Source organism: Kluyvera cryocrescens NBRC 102467 (genome assembly GCF_001571285.1).
Taxonomy (GTDB): domain Bacteria; phylum Pseudomonadota; class Gammaproteobacteria; order Enterobacterales; family Enterobacteriaceae; genus Kluyvera; species Kluyvera cryocrescens.
In genome coordinates, this window is sequence record NZ_BCTM01000027.1 from 1 (window position 1) to 18172 (window position 18172).

12 protein-coding genes are annotated in these 18172 nt (G+C 56.2%); 5 read left to right on the forward strand and 7 right to left on the reverse strand.

The genetic code is table 11. The features are described 5' to 3' along the window. The 5 genes from KCR01S_RS17890 to ascF form a co-directional block, all read right to left on the reverse strand. Positions 1-514, reverse strand: a 514-nt coding sequence (locus KCR01S_RS17890) for an oligosaccharide MFS transporter (RefSeq protein ID WP_156478781.1), incomplete at its 3' end; no start/stop codon positions are given. A 55-nt stretch (positions 515-569) separates the two neighbouring features. Continuing rightward, positions 570-3647 carry a beta-galactosidase gene (locus tag KCR01S_RS17895; RefSeq protein ID WP_061284446.1) on the reverse strand — a complete coding sequence of 1026 codons (3078 nt, stop codon included), beginning with the start codon at positions 3645-3647 and terminating at the stop codon, positions 570-572. 120 nt (positions 3648-3767) lie between these two features. After that, positions 3768-4850 carry a LacI family DNA-binding transcriptional regulator gene (locus KCR01S_RS17900; RefSeq protein WP_061284447.1) on the reverse strand — a complete coding sequence of 361 codons (1083 nt, stop codon included), beginning with the start codon at positions 4848-4850 and terminating at the stop codon, positions 3768-3770. A gap of 210 nt (positions 4851-5060) precedes the next feature. Continuing rightward, entirely contained in the window at positions 5061-6485 is a 1425-nt protein-coding gene (locus KCR01S_RS17905; protein ID WP_061284448.1) for a 6-phospho-beta-glucosidase, read from the reverse strand. Positions 6486-6503: 18 nt separating this feature from the next. Further along, positions 6504-7961 carry a PTS cellobiose/arbutin/salicin transporter subunit IIBC gene (gene ascF, locus KCR01S_RS17910; protein WP_061284449.1) on the reverse strand — a complete coding sequence of 486 codons (1458 nt, stop codon included), beginning with the start codon at positions 7959-7961 and terminating at the stop codon, positions 6504-6506. Positions 7962-8225: 264 nt separating this feature from the next. On the opposite strand from ascF, the gene KCR01S_RS17915 reads away from it, so the two are divergent. The 5 genes from KCR01S_RS17915 to KCR01S_RS17935 all read left to right on the forward strand — a co-directional run bounded on the left by KCR01S_RS17915 (position 8226) and on the right by KCR01S_RS17935 (position 15373). Beyond that, positions 8226-9239 carry a LacI family DNA-binding transcriptional regulator gene (locus KCR01S_RS17915; protein ID WP_061284450.1) on the forward strand — a complete coding sequence of 338 codons (1014 nt, stop codon included), beginning with the start codon at positions 8226-8228 and terminating at the stop codon, positions 9237-9239. Between the two features lie 145 nt (positions 9240-9384). Further along, positions 9385-9930 (forward strand): electron transport protein HydN, encoded by a 546-nt coding sequence (hydN, locus tag KCR01S_RS17920; protein ID WP_052282200.1) that lies wholly within the window; start codon positions 9385-9387, stop codon positions 9928-9930. A gap of 36 nt (positions 9931-9966) precedes the next feature. Continuing rightward, the gene (fdhF, locus tag KCR01S_RS17925) at positions 9967-12117 is read left to right on the forward strand and encodes a formate dehydrogenase subunit alpha (protein ID WP_061284451.1); all 2151 of its coding nucleotides are present in this window, start codon (positions 9967-9969) and stop codon (positions 12115-12117) included. Positions 12118-12121: 4 nt separating this feature from the next. Then, positions 12122-14347 carry a carbamoyltransferase HypF gene (hypF, locus tag KCR01S_RS17930; protein ID WP_061284452.1) on the forward strand — a complete coding sequence of 742 codons (2226 nt, stop codon included), beginning with the start codon at positions 12122-12124 and terminating at the stop codon, positions 14345-14347. Positions 14348-14356: 9 nt separating this feature from the next. Further along, entirely contained in the window at positions 14357-15373 is a 1017-nt protein-coding gene (locus KCR01S_RS17935) for a HoxN/HupN/NixA family nickel/cobalt transporter (protein ID WP_061284453.1), read from the forward strand. 126 nt (positions 15374-15499) lie between these two features. Here the strand turns inward: KCR01S_RS17935 and norW are convergent, their stop codons facing one another. Beyond that, a complete protein-coding gene (gene norW / locus KCR01S_RS17940; protein ID WP_061284454.1) occupies positions 15500-16633 on the reverse strand; it encodes an NADH:flavorubredoxin reductase NorW in 1134 nt (377 codons plus the stop codon). Then, the gene (norV, locus tag KCR01S_RS17945) at positions 16630-18072 is read right to left on the reverse strand and encodes an anaerobic nitric oxide reductase flavorubredoxin (RefSeq protein ID WP_061284455.1); all 1443 of its coding nucleotides are present in this window, start codon (positions 18070-18072) and stop codon (positions 16630-16632) included. Before norV ends, norW begins: the two co-directional genes overlap by 4 nt. Between the last annotated feature and the right edge of the window lie 100 nt (positions 18073-18172).

The following is an 18172-nucleotide window of genomic DNA, read 5'->3' on the forward strand; positions in this document are numbered from 1 at the left end:
GCCAGAAAACAAATTGGTTATTAATGTTGAACATAATTCCGGCAATCGAGGCGCATAGCGCCCAGCCTACGCAACCAAACATGCGCGCGCGCCCAAATTCGAAGTGACTCCGGCGACTGGCCTTTTCAATATAGGCTTCAATCGCAGGGGCGCCGGCATTATAAATAAACCCGAGGTAAATACCGCCGACAATCGACCCCAGTAAAATATTGGTTTGTAATAATGGGCCAAATACGTAAATAAAGAACGGAGCAAACATCACCAGCATTCCGGTAATCACCCACAGTAGATGTTTACGTAGGCCGAGCTTATCAGAAAGCAAACCGAAAATTGGCTGGAATAGCAACGAAAACAGCGAAATACAAGCGAATATAATACCAGTGTCTCCTTTACTGATATGGTTTATATCGTGTAACCAGATCGGAAAGAAGGGGAAATAGGCACCCATAATGAAAAAGTAAAAGAAGAAGAAAAAACCAAACATCCAGAAATTAATATTTTTCCAGTAATACATGATGGACTTCCTTTAGCAGGATGCTGGCAGGGGGTAACCTGCCAGCTGATTATGGTTAACCCCAGATAAGCTGGTAGTGGTAGCGTCCGGCGCTCAGTAGATATTCTGGCGAAACAGAAGGGCTCCAGGAGTCGTCACCGCCTACGCCCATATGGAAGCCATCAATATTGAGCCAGGTCCCCGCTTCCGGTTGCAGCAGATGGCGATGGCTGGTCTCCATCAGTTGCTTCTGACCATAACGGCTGATGTTGAATTGGAAATCACCGCGCCAGGAGTGCTCGCCATAGCTCAGCTCGCGGGTGTGACAGCGTAGGCCGTTTTCACATGGGAAAACATATGGGGTATACATTGCGTCCAGTGGCTGATCCCAACGATCAACGCAGGCGGAGGAAAGTCGGTCCGGATAGTTTTCATGTGGGCCTAATCCCAGCCAGTTGACCCGCTCCGCTACCTGCGCAAGCTGACATGTCAGACCGATACGCGCCGGGTGCGGTGTGCCGCTGGCAACCTCAACATTCACGCTGATTTGCATCTCGCCTTGGTCGTCAATGCGGTACGTTTTGTGGCTGACAAACAGCGTCTCTCCGCGGTACTGCCACGAATGCGAGGTGGTAATGAGCACTGCGCTGGCCAGCGCGTCCGCCTCGCATTGCTGTAAGGTCGCCTCAAGCTGATAGTGGCCGGCGGCCTTCCAGCGCTCTACCCAGGCGTTAGGGTCAATGCGGGTTGATTCGCTTACGCCGATATCGTTGTCTAGCGGTGCGCGGGTAAACTGATCGACGAGCGGCGTCAACAGCTGTGCTTCTTCGCCAATCATGTACTGTGTGAGCAGGCCCAGTTGGCGGCTAAATTCCCAGCGTTTATTGCTGACGGTGATGCTATATCCGTCCTCACGAGTGGTGAGTTGGGGGGCGCGCCCGGCAGGTTTTGATCGCTGCACGCAGAGTTTCTTGCCAACCTTCCACTGCTGCCAGGCGCAAATATGTCCAGCCTCTGACCATGTGGTGGCCTGCGGTTGCTCGACGCGGACCGTCAGCCACAGCTCACCGACATCCTCTTGTTTCGGGAATTCGGGTAGGGTGATGATCTGTCGTCCTTGTGGAGAGATATTCAGCGTTGTCACGCCTGAAGCGAGCGGTTTCCCGTCCAGTGCGAGCGACCAGTGCAGCACTTCGTTATCGCTATGGCGGAACAGATATTCGCTGACAACTTCAATCTGGTATGTGGCTCCCGGCAACAATGCAAACTGGAAAAACTGCTGTTCATGCTTGGCTTCATACAATGCCGGGTGTGGCGTCCTGTCGGCGAAAACCAGCCCATTCATGCAGAACTGGCGATCGTTTGGTGTATCACCAAAATCGCCGCCGTAGGCTGACCAAGGATTGCCGTTCTCATCATATTTAATTAACGACTGATCCACCCAGTCCCAGACAAAGCCGCCCTGCAGGCGTGGATATTGACGGAATGCCTGCCAGTATTTGGCGAAACCGCCGAAACTGTTCCCCATGGCGTGAGCATATTCGCAGAGGATCAGCGGGCGTTGCTCGCCAGGTAATGACAACCATTTCTTGATTGACCATTTTGGTACCGCAGGGAAGGGCTGATCTTGATCGACACGCGCGTACATCGGACAGATGATGTCGGTGGCGGCAGTATTTGCTCCGCCGCCTTCGTATTGCACCGGCCGGGAGGGATCTTCTGACTTCAGCCAGCGATAGAGCGCATCGTGGTTGGCCCCATGGCCTGACTCGTTACCCAGTGACCAGATAATAATGCTCGGATGATTACGGTCACGTTGTACCATTCTGGTGACGCGCTGGCTCATGGCAGGTAGCCAGTCGGGATCGTCGGTCAGGCGATTCATTGGTACCATCCCGTGGGTCTCAATATTCGCTTCATCCACCACATACAGACCGTAACGATCGCACAGCGTGTACCACAGTGGGTGATTGGGATAATGAGAGCAGCGCACGGCGTTGAAGTTGTTCTGCTTCATCAGCACGATGTCCTGCACCATCGTTGCCTCGTCCATCACCTGGCCATTTACCGGGTGATGCTCATGACGGTTGGTGCCGCGTATCAACAACGGTTTACCATTCAACAGCAGTAGACCGTTTTCAATTCTGACCTGACGGAAGCCGACGTCACAGGCTTCTGCTTCTATCAGCACACCGTCCGCGGTGTGTAACTTCACCACGGCCCGATAAAGATTTGGCGTTTCCGCACTCCACAGCGCCGGTTCTTTAACATTCTGACGCAGGGTAATCCGGTCATGATAAGCACCACGCTCATCAATAATTTCACTGCCCAACGAGCCGGTGTTTTCACCGATTAACGTGTCGTTATCCCACAGCTGTACCGTCACGCGTAAATCATTACGCAGCTCACCGGCTACCCGAACTTGCGTTTCCAGAGCGGCACGGCTGAAGTCGTCATTAAAATGGGTGTTAATTCGCAGGTCACTGATATGCGTGGCGGGTTTATGTTGCAAAGAAACATCGCGGAAAATCCCGCTCATCCGCCACATATCCTGGTCTTCCAGATAGCTGCCATCGCTCCAGCGCAGCACCATGACCGCCAGGCGGTTTTCACCGCTAAGCAGATAATGACTGAGATCGAATTCAGACGGCAGGCGACTGTCTTGCCCGTAGCCCACCCAGCGTCCGTTACACCAAAGGTGGAACGCGGAGTTCACGCCGTCAAAAATGATCCGCGTCTGGCCTTCCTGAAGCCATGTGTCATCAATATTAAATGTGAGCGAGTAACAGCCTGTGGGGTTGTCAGCCGGGACAAACGGCGGATTAACCGGAATGGGATAAGTCACGTTGGTGTAAATAGGGGCATCATAACCGTCCATCTGCCAGTTGGAGGGGACGTTAATGGTATCTGCCTGAGGCAAGTCGCCGGTTAGCCAGCTTTCCGGAACGGCTTCAGGAGCGGCAAACCAGCTAAAGTTCCATTGCCCGTTCAGGCTGCGTTTTTGTGGTGATTCTCGTCTGGCATGAGCATCATCGGCATTTCGCCAGCTATAAAAAGGAGGATGTGCTTCCAGGCGGTTGAGCTGCGTTACGCCAGGGTTTTCCCAGTCGCGACGTTTCAGTACGGCGGCGAGTGATTCGGTGTTCGGGGACATATCTGTATCCTTATGGAAATTGTTATCCGCTCACAATTTTTGTTAAAATAGGGGCGTGGTGTTATTTCTGTAAAGGATGAGATGGGTAATAAGTGAACTCACTCACACAATTTTACGCGATCACTTTTTGGGTGAGAGCTGAGAGATCTGCCGGGCGAGCTGGATGAGTGAACTGGCTAAGGCTTCAGGAGAGGCCACGTGGGTATTGGGCGGACAAACTGTCTTACGTTGAATCAATGATACCGGCAGTAACTGATTGTTAGCGGCGGATTCAGCGTCAGAGAGTTGCAGCAGTTTGTCGACACTCGTTTTACCGAGCAGCGAAAAATCCTGTCTGATGGTGGTCAACGGCGGAATATAGCAGGCGCTATCCTCAGTATCATCGTAGCCAATAATTGAAATGTCGCTCGCTACGCGCAGACCGAACTCGCTGATTGCCCGCATCGCGCCAAGGGCCATCTGATCGTTCGCGACCAGCATCGCGGTTGGCAGGGTGCCGCTATTCAGTATCTGTAAGGTTTGCTGAAAACCGGACATCGCTCTCCAGTCTCCCTCTGCTTCTGCAACTGGCTGTAGTTGGTAATGCGCCAGATATTTATGCCAGCCTGCGAGCCTCAGTCGCGCCGAAACCGATGAGTGCGGCCCAGCCAGCAGCGCAATACGCTGATGCCCATGTTCGACCAGATGCTCAACCCCCAAACGCGCCCCTTCATCGTGGGAAAAAATCACGCTGTTAATAGGGAATTCGTCAGAAACGTCAAGAAACAGTACCGGTACGTTGCCACAACTTGCCGCAACGTCAAGAGCATCATTTTCATCGAGCGGATAGTTAACGATCAAACCGGTTACCCGTTGCGTCAGCAGGTTATGTACCGCGGCTTTACAGGCTTCCAGGCCGTTACGTTCCACCATCGCGATGACCACGCTTGCGCCTGAACTGTCGGCGCGCGATTTAATCGCCGCGACAATCTGTGACGGCGCATGTAGTGCAAGGTTGCTGGTGACAACGCCGATAAGCGGCGTCTGTTTTCCGGCCAACTGTTGTGCAACGCGGTTGGGAATGTAATTCAGTTCCGCCATTGCGGCTTCGACTTTTTCACGGGTTTTGGCGGAAACGTGGCGAGCCTGATTCACTACGCGAGAGACAGTCTGATAAGAGACTCCCGCATGGTCTGCAACATCGTATAGCGTTACCGGTTTCACACTCATTACCCCTGAATTCATCATGTTCTACGCGTTATGATGCCATATTCAGACGGATTTTTACCCTGTGTCACACCCAATATCGTCCACTTAAGCGAATGAATGAGGAGAAACACCGGGATTTGGATCCCGGTGGGACGCCAAACCCGGTGGTCGACCCGGGTATCTCAATCTTAAATGCACAACATCGGGCGTTACGTTGAAGGGGATTTAAGCCAAATCCTCGCCGTTACTGGCAATCACTTTTTTATACCACCAGAACGACTTCTTGCGTGTGCGCGTCAGCGTACCATTGCCCGCGTCGTCGCGATCGACGTAGACAAAGCCGTAGCGTTTACTCATCTCGCCGGTTGATGCGGCGACCAGGTCAATACAGCCCCAGGTGGTGTAGCCCATCACCGGAATACCATCCTCAATGGCGTCACCCATGGCGCGAATATGCTCACGCAGGTAGCTGATGCGATAGTCGTCATCGATCTGTCCGTTGGCATTCACCACGTCTTTGGCGCCCAGGCCATTTTCCACCAGGAACAGCGGTTTCTGGTAGCGGTCGTACATCATGTTCATGGTGATGCGCAGGCCCAGTGGATCGATACCCCATCCCCATTCGCTGGCCTCAATGTACGGGTTTTTCAGCGACTTAACGATATTGGCTGCGTTGGTATTGTTAGCGTTCATCTCTGCCGATGCGCAGCGCGAGGCGTAGTAGCTAAATGACACGAAATCGACGGTATGCTTCAGCGCCTCATCATCTCCTGGCTCTTTGGAGATGGTTACGCCTTTCTCGCGGAACACCCGCGCGGAATAGGCCGGATAAGCACCGCGCGCCTGTACGTCGATAAAGAACAGGTTTTCACGGTCTTTTTCCAACGCCGCCCATACGTCTTCCGGCTTGCAGGAATAGGGGTAGAAATTGCCGCCGGCCAACATACAGCCTACCTGGTTTTGCGGGTTCACCTCATGGGCGATTTGGGTCGCCAGCGCGCTCGCCACCAGCTCGTGGTGCGCCGCCTGATATTTCACCTGATCCTGATTTTCACCCTCTTCGAATACCAGCCCCGCGCCGGAGAACGGGCTGTGCAGCATGATGTTGATTTCGTTGAAGGTCAGCCAGTATTTCACCAGCCCGTCGAAGGCCTCAAAGCAAGTACGCGCATAGCGGGTGAAAAACTCCACCATTTTGCGGTTACGCCATGAACCATATTCGGTGACCAGATGCATCGGCACGTCGAAGTGACAGAGGGTCACCAGCGGTTCAATGCCGTATTTTTTGCATTCGCGGAACAGGTCACGATAGAAGGCGATGCCTTCTTCGTTTGGCGTCAGCTCATCGCCATTTGGATACAGACGGCTCCAGGCGATAGAGGTGCGAAATACGCTAAACCCCATCTCAGCCATCAGAGCAATATCCTCTTTGTAGCGATGATAGAAATCGATCGCCTGATGGCTTGGGTAGAACTCATCGTCACGTAGCGCAAAGCGCTTTTCCTGGCCGAGTTTAACCGGTAGGCGGTTGCTTCCGTGGGGGATCATATCCACGGTGGTCAGCCCTTTGCCGCCCTCAAGATAGGCCCCTTCGGCCTGGTTGGCGGCTAGCGCGCCGCCCCAGAGAAAGCCTTGCGGAAATGTCGACATGCGTTACCTCGCTTAAAATCAGGAAATTTGTGTGGCCGTGATGCCTGCGGGCTGAGTGGCCTGACGCTTGCGCGCCTCGGCGGCGGCATCCTCAAGCGGAATATCTTCAAAGCCCAGAATCAGCGTCAGCACGAATGACAGTACCACCGCCAGCGCCATCACGCCGAAGACCCAGACGATGGTCATTGGGTTTGATGGGTCGAAGAACTGCACGCTGGTGAACAGGCCAGGTGCGGCCATTGAATGGCTGGCAAGGCCGACGGCACCGGCAATACCGCCGCAGATAAAGCCGCTAATCAGGCTGGCAATCAGCGGGCGTTTAAGGCGAATGGCGACGCCGTAAAGCGCAGGTTCTGAAATACCGGCCAGAATGGCGGATGCAGCTGCGGCCAGCGCAGTCTGGCGCAATTCCGGGTTTTTGGTTTTCCACGCCACCGCCAGCGATGAGCCGCCGAGCGACAGATTGGCGCCAATTTCTGACGGCATCACCATCCCTTCTTTGCCGGTTTCGGCGATGGTCTGAATGATGGTAGGGGTAAAGACGCGGTGCATCCCGGTCATCACCAGCAGCGGCCATAGCGCGCCCATAATGGCGACGGACAGCCAGCCGAGATAGCCGTGAATGGTGTACACCAGCGCGGAGATAGCGCTACCGATCCAGATACCGATAGGGCCGATCAGCAGGATCGCCAGCGGCGCGGCAATCAGCACAATCAGCATCGGCTTGAGGAAATTCTTGGTCACCGCCGGGGTAATTTTATCGACCCAACGCTCGATGTATGACAAACACCAGGTCATCACCAGCGCCGGGATCACCGTATAGGTGTATTTCACCGCGGTCACCGGAATATAGGCGAACTCAACGTGCTCGCCCTGCGCGGCTTTGGCCATCAGCTCAATAAAGCTCGGGTGCACCAGCACCCCGGCGATAGCGATAGCCAGCGACATGTTGGTTTTGAATTTTACGGCCGCAGAAGCGGCGACCATCAGCGGCAGGAAGAAGAACGCGCCGTCGCCAATCACCGTCAGGATGGTTAGCGTCGGTGCGCCTTTTGGCAGCACGCCGGTCATTTCGAGGATCATCGCCAGCAGTTTGACCATCGATCCACCGATAATGGCGGGGATCAGCGGCGACATGGTGCCGATCAGCGCATCAAGGATCCCGGCGCCGATGCGTTTTAAGGTGAGTTTCGGTTTCCCAACCGGCGCAGCTGGCTGCATATCGCCCGGCAGCAGGCTTACCACTTCGCGGAAAGCTTGTGAGACGGTATTGCCGATAATCACCTGGCATTGATTGTCGTTACGTACCACGCCCATCACGCCGCTGATGCCTTTGAGGGTCGCGCTATCCACCAGCGTATCGTCTTTCAGCACGAAGCGAAGACGGGTCATGCAGTGGGTGACGGCGGTGATATTGTCCACGCCGCCCAGCGCGCCGACGACGGATTGCGCCAGAGCCGCATAATTTTTAGACATCGGATTTTATCCTGTTTTATCAGTAGGGTACTTTTCGTTCATTGTCGGGAATAGGCGCCAATGAAACGCTGTATAGGAAACCGGTTCCACATAATCATCTTGTGTTTATTTTGTGATCTCAAGATCTAAAGTTTGTTTTTAATTTATTCGTGAAACCGATCACACAAACCTGGCGGGGCTCACTTTGCGTTGTTTTCGCCGTTGCTGAAAATAGCCAAACGGTGAAGTACACTGCGGGCAAATGATTTTTTAAGGATAACCATCATGACGACGATGCTGGAGGTGGCGCGGCGGGCGGGCGTCTCGAAAGCCACCGTCTCCCGGGTGCTGTCGGGTAACGGCTACGTGAGCCAGGAGACCAAAGACCGGGTGTTTCTGGCGATTGAAGAGAGCGGCTATCGGCCGAATCTGCTGGCGCGCAATCTGGCCACCAAAAAAACCCAGACGCTAGGGCTGGTGGTGACCAACACGCTGTATCACGGCGTCTACTTCAGCGAGTTGCTGTTTCACGCCGCGAGCATGACGGAAGCGCAAGGGCGGCGGCTGATTCTGGCCGATGGGAAACACAGCGCGCAGGAAGAACGCGAGGCCATTCAGTATCTGCTCGACCTGCGCTGCGACGGCATCATTATTTATCCGCGCTTTTTAAGCGTCGACGAAATTGACGATATTATTCAACAGCAGCAACAGCCGGTGCTGGTGATTAACCGTCGGCTCCGACGCAACAGCAGCCACTGCGTTTATTGCGATCAGAAATCGGCCAGCCAGCAGGCGGTGGAAAAACTCATTGCCCGCGGCCATCGCGATATTGCCTTTATCACCGGTTCGCTGGATTCACCGACCGGCATTGAGCGTCTTTCCGGTTATAAAGACGCCTTAACAAAGCACGGCATTGCGATACGTGACGAACTGATTGTCGAAGGAAAATGGACTCCTGCCACCGGCGCTGCCGGCGTAGATATGCTGCGTGAACGGCAGGTCAGCTTTAGCGCGCTGGTTGCCAGCAACGACGATATGGCGGTGGGGGCCATCAAGCAGCTTCATGCCCATGGCGTTAGCGTTCCGCAGCAGGTGTCGGTGATTGGCTTTGATGATATTGCGCTGGCGCCCTATATGATCCCGGCACTATCCAGCGTGCGTATCCCGGTCACCGAGATGATTAAAGAGACCATCAACCGGCTTATTTTTATGCTCGATGGCGGTGACTTCAAGTATCAACAAACCTTCCCAGGCGAGCTTATCGAGCGCGATTCGATAGTCTCAGGCCCGCACGCCTAATCTCGTCAGCTGTCATCGTCATTAATGACGATGACAGCCATTCCAGCCGCCGCTTCTAAAAAATATCCTTAATAATCAGCTTAATAAAAGTTGGCTCGATTAATGCATTCTCCCGCACAATTCATTGTCATTGCTGGAGAAGTTGATGAACCGTTTCATCATTGCTGATGCGAGTAAATGTATTGGCTGCCGGACATGCGAAGTCGCATGTGTGGTTTCCCACCAGGAAGATCAGGACTGCGCAGCCCTGACGCCACAATCTTTCCTGCCGCGTATCCACGTTATTAAAGGGATGGATGTGTCCACCGCCACCGCTTGTCGCCAGTGCGAAGACGCCCCGTGCGCCAACGTCTGCCCGAACGGCGCGATTATCCGCGACAAAGGTTTTATTCACGTCATGCAGGAACGCTGCATCGGCTGTAAAACCTGCGTTGTGGCCTGCCCGTACGGCGCGATGGAAGTGGTGGTGCGTCCCGTTGTGCGTAACAGCGGTTCCGGGCTGAAAATCCGTGCGGAAAAAGCAGAAGCCAACAAGTGCGATCTGTGTTTCCACCGCGAAGCCGGCCCGGCCTGTATGGAAGCCTGCCCGACCCACGCGCTGTTCTGCGTTGACCGCGACAAGCTCGAACAGTTGAGCGCTGAGAAGCGCCGCCGTACCGCGCTGGACGTGGCGACGTCGATCTCTTTCTAAAATCCCTTAATTTCTCTTTTAACAGGTCTGTTACTGATGAAAAAAATCACGAGTGTATGCCCTTACTGTGGCGCGGGTTGTAAGCTGAAGCTGGTTGTCGATAACGGTAAAATTATCCGTGCCGAAGCCGCTGATGGTAAAACCAACCAAAACGAACTGTGTCTGAAAGGCTACTACGGCTGGGACTTCCTTAACGATACCAAGCTGCTGACGCCACGATTAACGCAGCCGATGATCCGCTATGAAAAGGGCGGCAAATTCACTCCCGTGAGCTGGGATGAGGCGATTCGCTACACCGCGAAACGTCTTGGCGATATCAAAGCCAAATTCGGGCCGCGCGCGATTATGACCACCGGGTCATCGCGCGGCACCGGCAATGAAACCAACTATGTGATGCAAAAATTTGCCCGCGGCGTGCTGCATACCAACAACGTCGACTGCTGTGCGCGCGTGTGCCACGGCCCGTCGGTGGCGGGGCTGCAGGATGTGCTGGGCAACGGCGCGATGAGTAACAGCATTGGCGATATCGAAAACTCGCGCTGCCTGCTGGTCTTTGGTTACAACTGTGCGGATTCGCACCCGATCGTGGCACGTCGCGTCATTAAGGCTAAAGACAAAGGGGCCAAAATTATCGTCTGCGACCCGCGGCGCATTGAAACTGCGCGTATCGCCGACCAGCATCTGCAAATGCGCAACGGCAGCAATATGGCGCTGGTGAACGCCTTCGCCCACGTGCTGCTGGAAGAAAATCTCTACGATCAGGAATACGTGGCGCGCTTTACCACCGGGCTTGATGAAATGCGCGAAGTGGTCAAAGACTACGCGCCGGAAGCGGTAGAACATCTGACCGGTATCCCGGCACAGCAAGTTCGTCAGGCGATGCGTACCTACGCCGCCGCACCGTCCGCCACCATCATGTGGGGGATGGGCGTCACCCAGTTTGGCCAGGCGGTTGACGTGGTGAAAGGGCTGGCAAGCCTGGCGCTGCTGACCGGTAATCTCGGTCGTGAAAGCGTCGGCGTTGGCCCGGTGCGTGGGCAAAACAACGTCCAGGGCGCATGCGACATGGGCGTGCTGCCAAACCAGTTCCCTGGCTATCAGGACGTGGTTGACCCCGCTGTCCGCGAGAAATTCGCCAACGCGTGGGGGATTGATGCCAGCCTGATGGACGACAAAGTCGGCGTGCGGATCACCGAAGTGCCGCATCTGGCGCTGGAAGGGAAGGTGAAAGCCTACTACATCATGGGGGAAGACCCGCTGCAAACCGAGGCCGACTTAGGGCTGGTGCGCAAAGGGTTTGAAGCGCTCGATTTTGTGGTGGTGCAGGACATCTTTATGACCAAAACCGCCGAGCAGGCGGACGTACTGCTGCCAGCTACCTCATGGGGCGAACATGGCGGCGTCTTTACCTGCGCCGACCGCGGCTTCCAGCGCTTTGAAAAGGCCATCGAACCAACCTACAACGTGAAGCGCGACTGGGAGATCATCAGCCTGTTGGCCAGCGAGATGGGCTACCCGATGCATTACGACGACAACCAGCAAATCTGGGACGAAATGCGCGAGCTGTGCCCGCTGTTCTACGGCGTCACCTATGAAAAAATGGGTGAGATGGGCCACGTGCAGTGGCCGTGTCCGACGCTCGACCATCCGGGTACGCAGTATCTGTATGAAGACAACCAGTTTGCGACGCCAGATGGTAAGGGACACCTGTTTGCCGCACCGTGGCGCGCCCCGGCTGAAATCCCGGATGCGGATTTCCCGCTGGTGCTCTGCACCGTGCGCGAAGTGGGCCACTACTCCTGTCGTTCAATGACCGGCAACTGTGCGGCGCTGCAATCGCTGGCTGATGAACCGGGCTTTGTGCAGATCAACCCAACGGATGCCGAACTGTTGAACATCCGCGACCAGCAGCTGGTGTGGGTCTCTTCACGCCGCGGTAAAGTCATTAGCCGCGCTAACGTCAGCGAACGTATCAACCATGGCAGCGTGTACATGACCTACCAATGGTGGATTGGCGCCTGCAACGAACTGACCCAGGATAACCTCGATCCGATCTCGAAAACGCCGGAAACCAAGTACTGCGCGGTGAAAGTGGAAGCGATTGACGATCAGAACTGGGCCGAAAACTATGCGCAAGAAAGCTATCAGTCGATGAAAACGCGGCTGAAAGTGGCGGTGCTCGGGTAAACAAATGCGTGCAAACGGTGTGCAGATTCGTATCTGCGGCAAAGTTCAGGGGGTGGGCTTCCGCCCCTTTGTCTGGCAACAGGCGAAGCGGCGCGAGCGTCTTGGTGATGTCTGTAATGACAGCGCCGGCGTGCTGCTGCGCCTGTACGGCGATGAGGTAGACTTCATCGCCGCGCTGTATCAGCACTGCCCGCCGCTTGCGCGCATTGATAGCACCCACGTCGAGCCCTATGATTGGCCGACGATCCCTACCGATTTTGTGATTCGCGAGAGCGGCGCCGGGGCGATGAGTACGCAAATCGTCCCCGACGCGGCAACGTGCCCCGCCTGTCTCGCGGAGATGAACGACCCTGGAGAGCGGCGCTACCGCTATCCGTTTATCAACTGCACCCACTGCGGGCCGCGCTTCACCATCATCAACGCCATGCCGTACGACCGGCCGCTGACGGTGATGGCGGCATTCCCGCTGTGTAAAAGCTGCGAAGCAGAATACCGCAATCCTGATGACCGACGTTTTCACGCCCAGCCGGTGGCCTGCGCTGAATGCGGCCCATGGCTCATGTGGCAAAGTGCTGAGCAAAAACTGCAAAAAGAGGCGGCGCTGCAGGCCGCTGTCGCCATGCTGGATGCAGGCGGGATCGTCGCCGTGAAAGGCATTGGCGGTTTCCATCTGGCCTGCGACGCGGGGAATCCGCAGGCGGTGGCCACACTTCGCGCCCGTAAACATCGCCCGGCCAAACCGCTGGCGGTGATGGTGCCCACTGCCGACGCGCTGCCGCTGGAGGCCGCGTCGCTCTTAACCACCCCTGCCGCACCGATTGTGCTGGTGGCGAAAAAAAACGTCTCCGGGCTTTGTGCAGAAATAGCGCCGGATCTGGTGGAAGTGGGGGTGATGCTTCCCGCGAATCCACTCCAGCATTTACTGATGCAGGCGCTGGGGCGCCCGCTGGTGATGACTTCCGGCAACCTGAGCGGTAAACCACCGGCGTTAACCAATCAACAGGCACTGCACGATCTCGCCGATATTGCCGACGGTTTTCTGCTGCACAATCGCGATATCGTCCAGCGCATGGATGACTCGGTGGTGCGGCAGAGCGGCGAAATGCTGCGCCGTTCCCGAGGCTATGTGCCGGATGCGCTGCCGCTACCGCCTGGTTTTCGTGACGTACCGCCGACGCTGTGTCTCGGCGCGGATATGAAAAATACCTTTAGCCTTGCGCGCGGCGACCAGGCGGTGGTCAGCCAGCATTTTGGCGATCTGACTGATGATGGCGTAGAAAGCCAATGGCAGCAGGCTCTGCGCCTGATGCAGGCAATCTATGACTTTACCCCACAGGCCGTGGTGGCCGATTTTCATGACGGCTATCGCTCGTCGCAATGGGCGCTGGCCAGCGGTCTGCCGGTTCAGCGCGTTCTGCATCACCACGCGCATATCGCCGCCTGCCTTGCCGAGCACGACTGGCCGCTGGACGGTGGCGAAGTGATTGCGATGGCGCTCGATGGTATTGGCATGGGGGAGTCCGGCGCATTGTGGGGCGGCGAGTGCTTGCGCGTGAGCTATCGTCACTGCGAACATCTCGGTGGGCTACCGGCGGTGGCGCTGCCGGGCGGCGATCTGGCGGCGCGTCAGCCGTGGCGCAACCTGTTGGCACAGTGCCTGGCGTTTGTTCCGAACTGGCAGGCTTTTGCCGAAACCCAAAGCGTGCAGCAAAAGAATTGGCCATTGCTAGCGCAGGCGATTTCGCGCGGAATAAACAGCCCGCGAGCCTCTTCGTGTGGCCGTCTGTTTGATGCGGTGGCCTGCACGCTGGGCTGCGCGCCGGAAACGCTGAGCTATGAAGGGGAGGCGGCCTGCCGTCTTGAGGCGCTCGCGGTTACCTGTCATAGCGTGGTTCATTCTGTAACGATGCCGGTTGTCGGCAATCATCTGGATCTGGCGACCTTCTGGCAACGCTGGCTAAGCTGGCAGGCTGCGGCCGCTGAAAAAGCGTGGGCCTTTCACGATGCGCTGGCGCGCGGTGTGGCCGATATGATGCGGGCGCATGCGCAACAGGCCGGCATTTCTACGCTCGCCTTTGGCGGCGGCGTGCTGCATAACGTGCTGCTGCGCGCTCGCCTCTCGCACTATTTATCCGATTTCACGTTGCTCTTTCCTAAGCGGTTACCCGCCGGTGATGGAGCGATTTCATTCGGGCAGGCGGTGATCGCCGCCGCCCGTAGTCAGGCGTAAGGAGTTCTCATGTTGTTCAATGCGCTTCGCCAGCAGCCGCGAGCTTCGCTGCTGGTGCTGGTTTTGCTGCTGGCGAATTTATTGGCCTGGGGCTGGGCGTGGCAGGCATTTGGTCATAACGGTGCGCTCATGGCCGCCAGCCTGCTGGCGTGGGGCTACGGCCTGCGCCATGCGGTGGATGCTGACCACATTGCGGCGATTGATAACGTCACCCGTAAAATGATGCAGCAGGGCAAGCGCCCGTTTGGCGTCGGAGCCTGGTTTTCGCTGGGGCACTCGTCGATTGTGGTGCTGGCGTCGGTGGCCATTGCCGCCACGGCGACCGCCTTCCAGCATAAGATGAGCTGGTTCCACGACACCGGCAGCATTATTGGCACCGCGGTGTCGGCGATATTTCTGCTGGCGATGGCGCTGGTGAACCTGATCATTTTACGCAGCGTGTGGCGCAGTTTCCAGGCGCTGAAAAAAGGGCAGCGCATCGATACGGACGCACCGGTTGCCGGAGGGCTGATGAGCGCGCTGTTTAGCCGCACTTTCCGCCTGATTGGCAAAAGCTGGCATATGTATCTGGTGGGTTTTCTGTTCGGTCTGGGTTTTGATACCGCCACCGAAATCGGCGTGCTGGGGATCTCGGCGGCCAGCGCGTCCAGCGGGATGTCGATGTGGTCGATTATGGTCTTCCCCGCGCTGTTTGCCAGCGGTATGGCGCTGGTGGATACCCTCGACAATATCCTGATGGTTGGCGCCTACGGTTGGGCGTTCAATAAGCCGCAGCGTAAGCTTTATTACAATATGACCATTACCGGGGCATCCGTGGTGGTGGCGCTGTTTATCGGTGGGCTGGAAGCGCTGGGGCTGATTATGGATAAGTTCGCCTTAACCGGCGGGCTGTGGAGCGACGTGGCGCTGCTGAGCGATAATCTTGGTAACGCGGGTTTTGTGGTGATTGGTCTGTTTGCATTGTGCTGGCTGGTGTCGATGGTCAACTACCGTTGGCGCAACTATGATGCGCTGGTCGTGCGTTAAGATTAGCGTCGGGGCCAGTACCGAACGCCAGGCAAAAAAAAGCCCCGGGGCAGCGGGGCAAACATGCGACTTTCGCGCTTCCTTGCGCATGAGGTTAAGTCAAACAGTGGACTGAGGGTTTACTGATTAACTGACCAGCGACTTCAATAAGCCAAAGGCCTCTTTCATTCTTTCTTCGCTGACCACGAAAGCCCGTAGCTGCTGGTTTTGGTCGTAGCCTTGCGCCAACATACCGTCGGCGCGGGTTTCAATGGCCCAGTTCAGATCCTGACGGCGGGTTTCGCCGGCCAGGTGCAGCGGCAGATCCGGCGTTTTCACCTTCACCAGCATATTCGGCAGCTTCAGCTCGCCGGACTGGCCGAGCAGATTTTTCGCCAGACACATGGCGCTCATCAAGATGGGCTGCAGGAACGGCATCACCGCGCCGTTGATCTCCGCGCAGTCGCCCAGGGCATAGATATGCGGATTGCTGGTTTGCAGCGTGCTATCGACTTTTACGCCGCGGTTAATCTCCAGACCCGCCATCCGCGCCAGCGCCGTTTCCGGGCGCAGGCCGGTGGCGGCAACCACCGCATCGACTTCCACGTGGCGGTCGCGGTCAAAGCTTGCGCGAATATCGGTCGTCGTCTGCTCCAGCCCTTGCAGCTGGCTTTTCAGCAACAGGTGAATGCCCATATCGGTCAGACGATGCTGCAGACGGCTGCTCACCTCTGGCGGCATGAGCGAAGCCAGCACGCTGGCGGAGTTATCCACCACGGTGACCGCTTTGCCGGCGCGGCAGAAGTCCATCGCCAGCTCGCTACCAATCAAACCGCCGCCGATAATCAGCACCCGTTTGGCATTGCGCAGCGTACTTTGCGCCGCGCCGAACTCCTGCTGGCTGTTGAGGGTCAGCATCAGCTCTTTGCCCGGTACCGGTGGCACGATGGCTGACGCACCGGTCGCCAGGACCAGCTTGTCGTAGTGCCATTGGTGGTTTTGGCTTTTGACCACCTGCGCCTCGGCGTCGATTCCAGTCACCCAGGTCTGTGGGAACAGATTCAGGTTGTACTGCTCGGCGAACTCACCGGCGGTTTGCAGGGTGAGGTCGGCGGCGGTTTGCCCGCGGCTGACGACGTGGCTTAAGTCCGGTTTGTTGTATTCGTCGATACTGTCGGCGGCGATGAGCGTCAATTTGACGCTCATATCCTGCTTACGGATATTTTTCACCAGTTGGCGGGCGGCGAAGCCCGAGCCAACGATCACGATGCCATGATTCATTTTGCCTCCGTTGCCATCACGTCGAAGACATCTTTGCCTAAGGAGCATTCCGGGCACAGGAAGTTGTCCGGGACTTCGCTCCACGGTGTACCTGGCTGGACGTCCTGGTTCGGTTCACCTTTCGCTGGGTCATAAACCCATTGGCAAACGCTGCACTGCATGCTGGGGCCGAGGTCGGCGGCGGCGGCACAGGCGCAGGCGTCTTTTGCTGAGTCAGTTTTCGCCGTCGCTTCCGGCAGCAGTGCCAGCGCCCACTGGCGGGCAATTTCACGGCCGTGCTGGCGACAGACTTCCAGCGCATCCAGATCCGGGCGCCATTTGGCTTTCAGGCTCAGAGACATTTCAAAACCGGCATCCTGCAGACGGGTGGACAGACGGTCTACCGCACCGCCGCTCCAGCCGTGGGAGCCAAAGGCGCTGGCGCGTTTATTCCGAAAGCGCAGGCCGGTCATCTCTTCTACCAGGCCGGCGATTTTCGGCATCATCACGTTATTCATGGTTGAGGTGCCGACCAGCACGCCTTTCGAGCGGAACACGTTGGTCAGAATTTCATTTTTATCGCTGCGGGCGACGTTGAAGATTTTCACCGCCACGTTCGGGTCGACTTCGTTGATGCCCTGAGCAATCGCATCCGCCATCATGCGGGTGTTGTTGGACATGGTGTCGTAGAAAATAGTGATGCGGTCTTCCTGATAGTCGGCGGCCCATTTCAGGTACAGCTCAACGATCTGGGTTGGGTTTTCACGCCATACCACGCCGTGCGAAGTGGCAATCATATCGACCGGCAGGTTAAAGCCGAGGATCTCAGTAATTTTTGGCGTCACCAGACGGCTAAAGGGCGTCAGGATGTTGGCGTAGTAGCGCTGGCATTGTTCGAACAGTTCGGTCTGGTCAACTTCGTCGTTGAACAGGCGTTCATCGCAGTAGTGCTGGCCGAAGGCATCGTTACTGAACAGGACCGCATCGCCGGTCATGTAGGTCATCATGCTATCAGGCCAGTGCAGCATTGGCGTTTCAACGAAGATCAGCTGTTTGCCGTTACCGATATCCAGCGAGTCGCCGGTTTTCACCACGTGGAAGTTCCATTCCGGGTGATGGTGATGACCGTTGATGGAGTCAATGGCGTTGGCCGTGCAGTAAATTGGCGTATCCGGGATCTGCGCCATCAGTTCGGTCAGCGCACCGGCGTGGTCTTCTTCCGCGTGGTTAATGATGATGTAGTCGATATCGGCGAGGTCGATTTCACCGCGCAGGTTTTGCACGAATTCACGGCTGAACTTATGATCGACGGTATCGATCAGAACGTTTTTCTCTTCACGGATAAGGTAGCTGTTGTAGCTGCTGCCGCGCAGCGTTTTATATTCGGTACCGTGGAAATCACGCACTTCCCAGTCACGTTGGCCAACCCAATGAATGTTATTTTTAACCAGAATAGACATAGCAACCTCAATAATTAATTCAGCGTTTTTCAAAAAAGATGTTTTGCTTATTGCAGGCTGCGTGCCAACTTTTTAATTAATTGATTTATATGAAATTAAT

Coding starts and splice junctions, on each gene's coding strand:
- KCR01S_RS17895 (WP_061284446.1), bottom strand. CDS start 3,647: ATGTCCCCGAACACCGAATCACTCGCCGCCGTACTGAAACGTCGCGAC.
- KCR01S_RS17905 (WP_061284448.1), bottom strand. CDS start 6,485: ATGTCGACATTTCCGCAAGGCTTTCTCTGGGGCGGCGCGCTAGCCGCC.
- ascF (WP_061284449.1), bottom strand. CDS start 7,961: ATGTCTAAAAATTATGCGGCTCTGGCGCAATCCGTCGTCGGCGCGCTG.
- KCR01S_RS17915 (WP_061284450.1), top strand. CDS start 8,226: ATGACGACGATGCTGGAGGTGGCGCGGCGGGCGGGCGTCTCGAAAGCC.
- hydN (WP_052282200.1), top strand. CDS start 9,385: ATGAACCGTTTCATCATTGCTGATGCGAGTAAATGTATTGGCTGCCGG.
- fdhF (WP_061284451.1), top strand. CDS start 9,967: ATGAAAAAAATCACGAGTGTATGCCCTTACTGTGGCGCGGGTTGTAAG.
- hypF (WP_061284452.1), top strand. CDS start 12,122: ATGCGTGCAAACGGTGTGCAGATTCGTATCTGCGGCAAAGTTCAGGGG.
- KCR01S_RS17935 (WP_061284453.1), top strand. CDS start 14,357: ATGTTGTTCAATGCGCTTCGCCAGCAGCCGCGAGCTTCGCTGCTGGTG.
- norW (WP_061284454.1), bottom strand. CDS start 16,633: ATGAATCATGGCATCGTGATCGTTGGCTCGGGCTTCGCCGCCCGCCAA.
- norV (WP_061284455.1), bottom strand. CDS start 18,072: ATGTCTATTCTGGTTAAAAATAACATTCATTGGGTTGGCCAACGTGAC.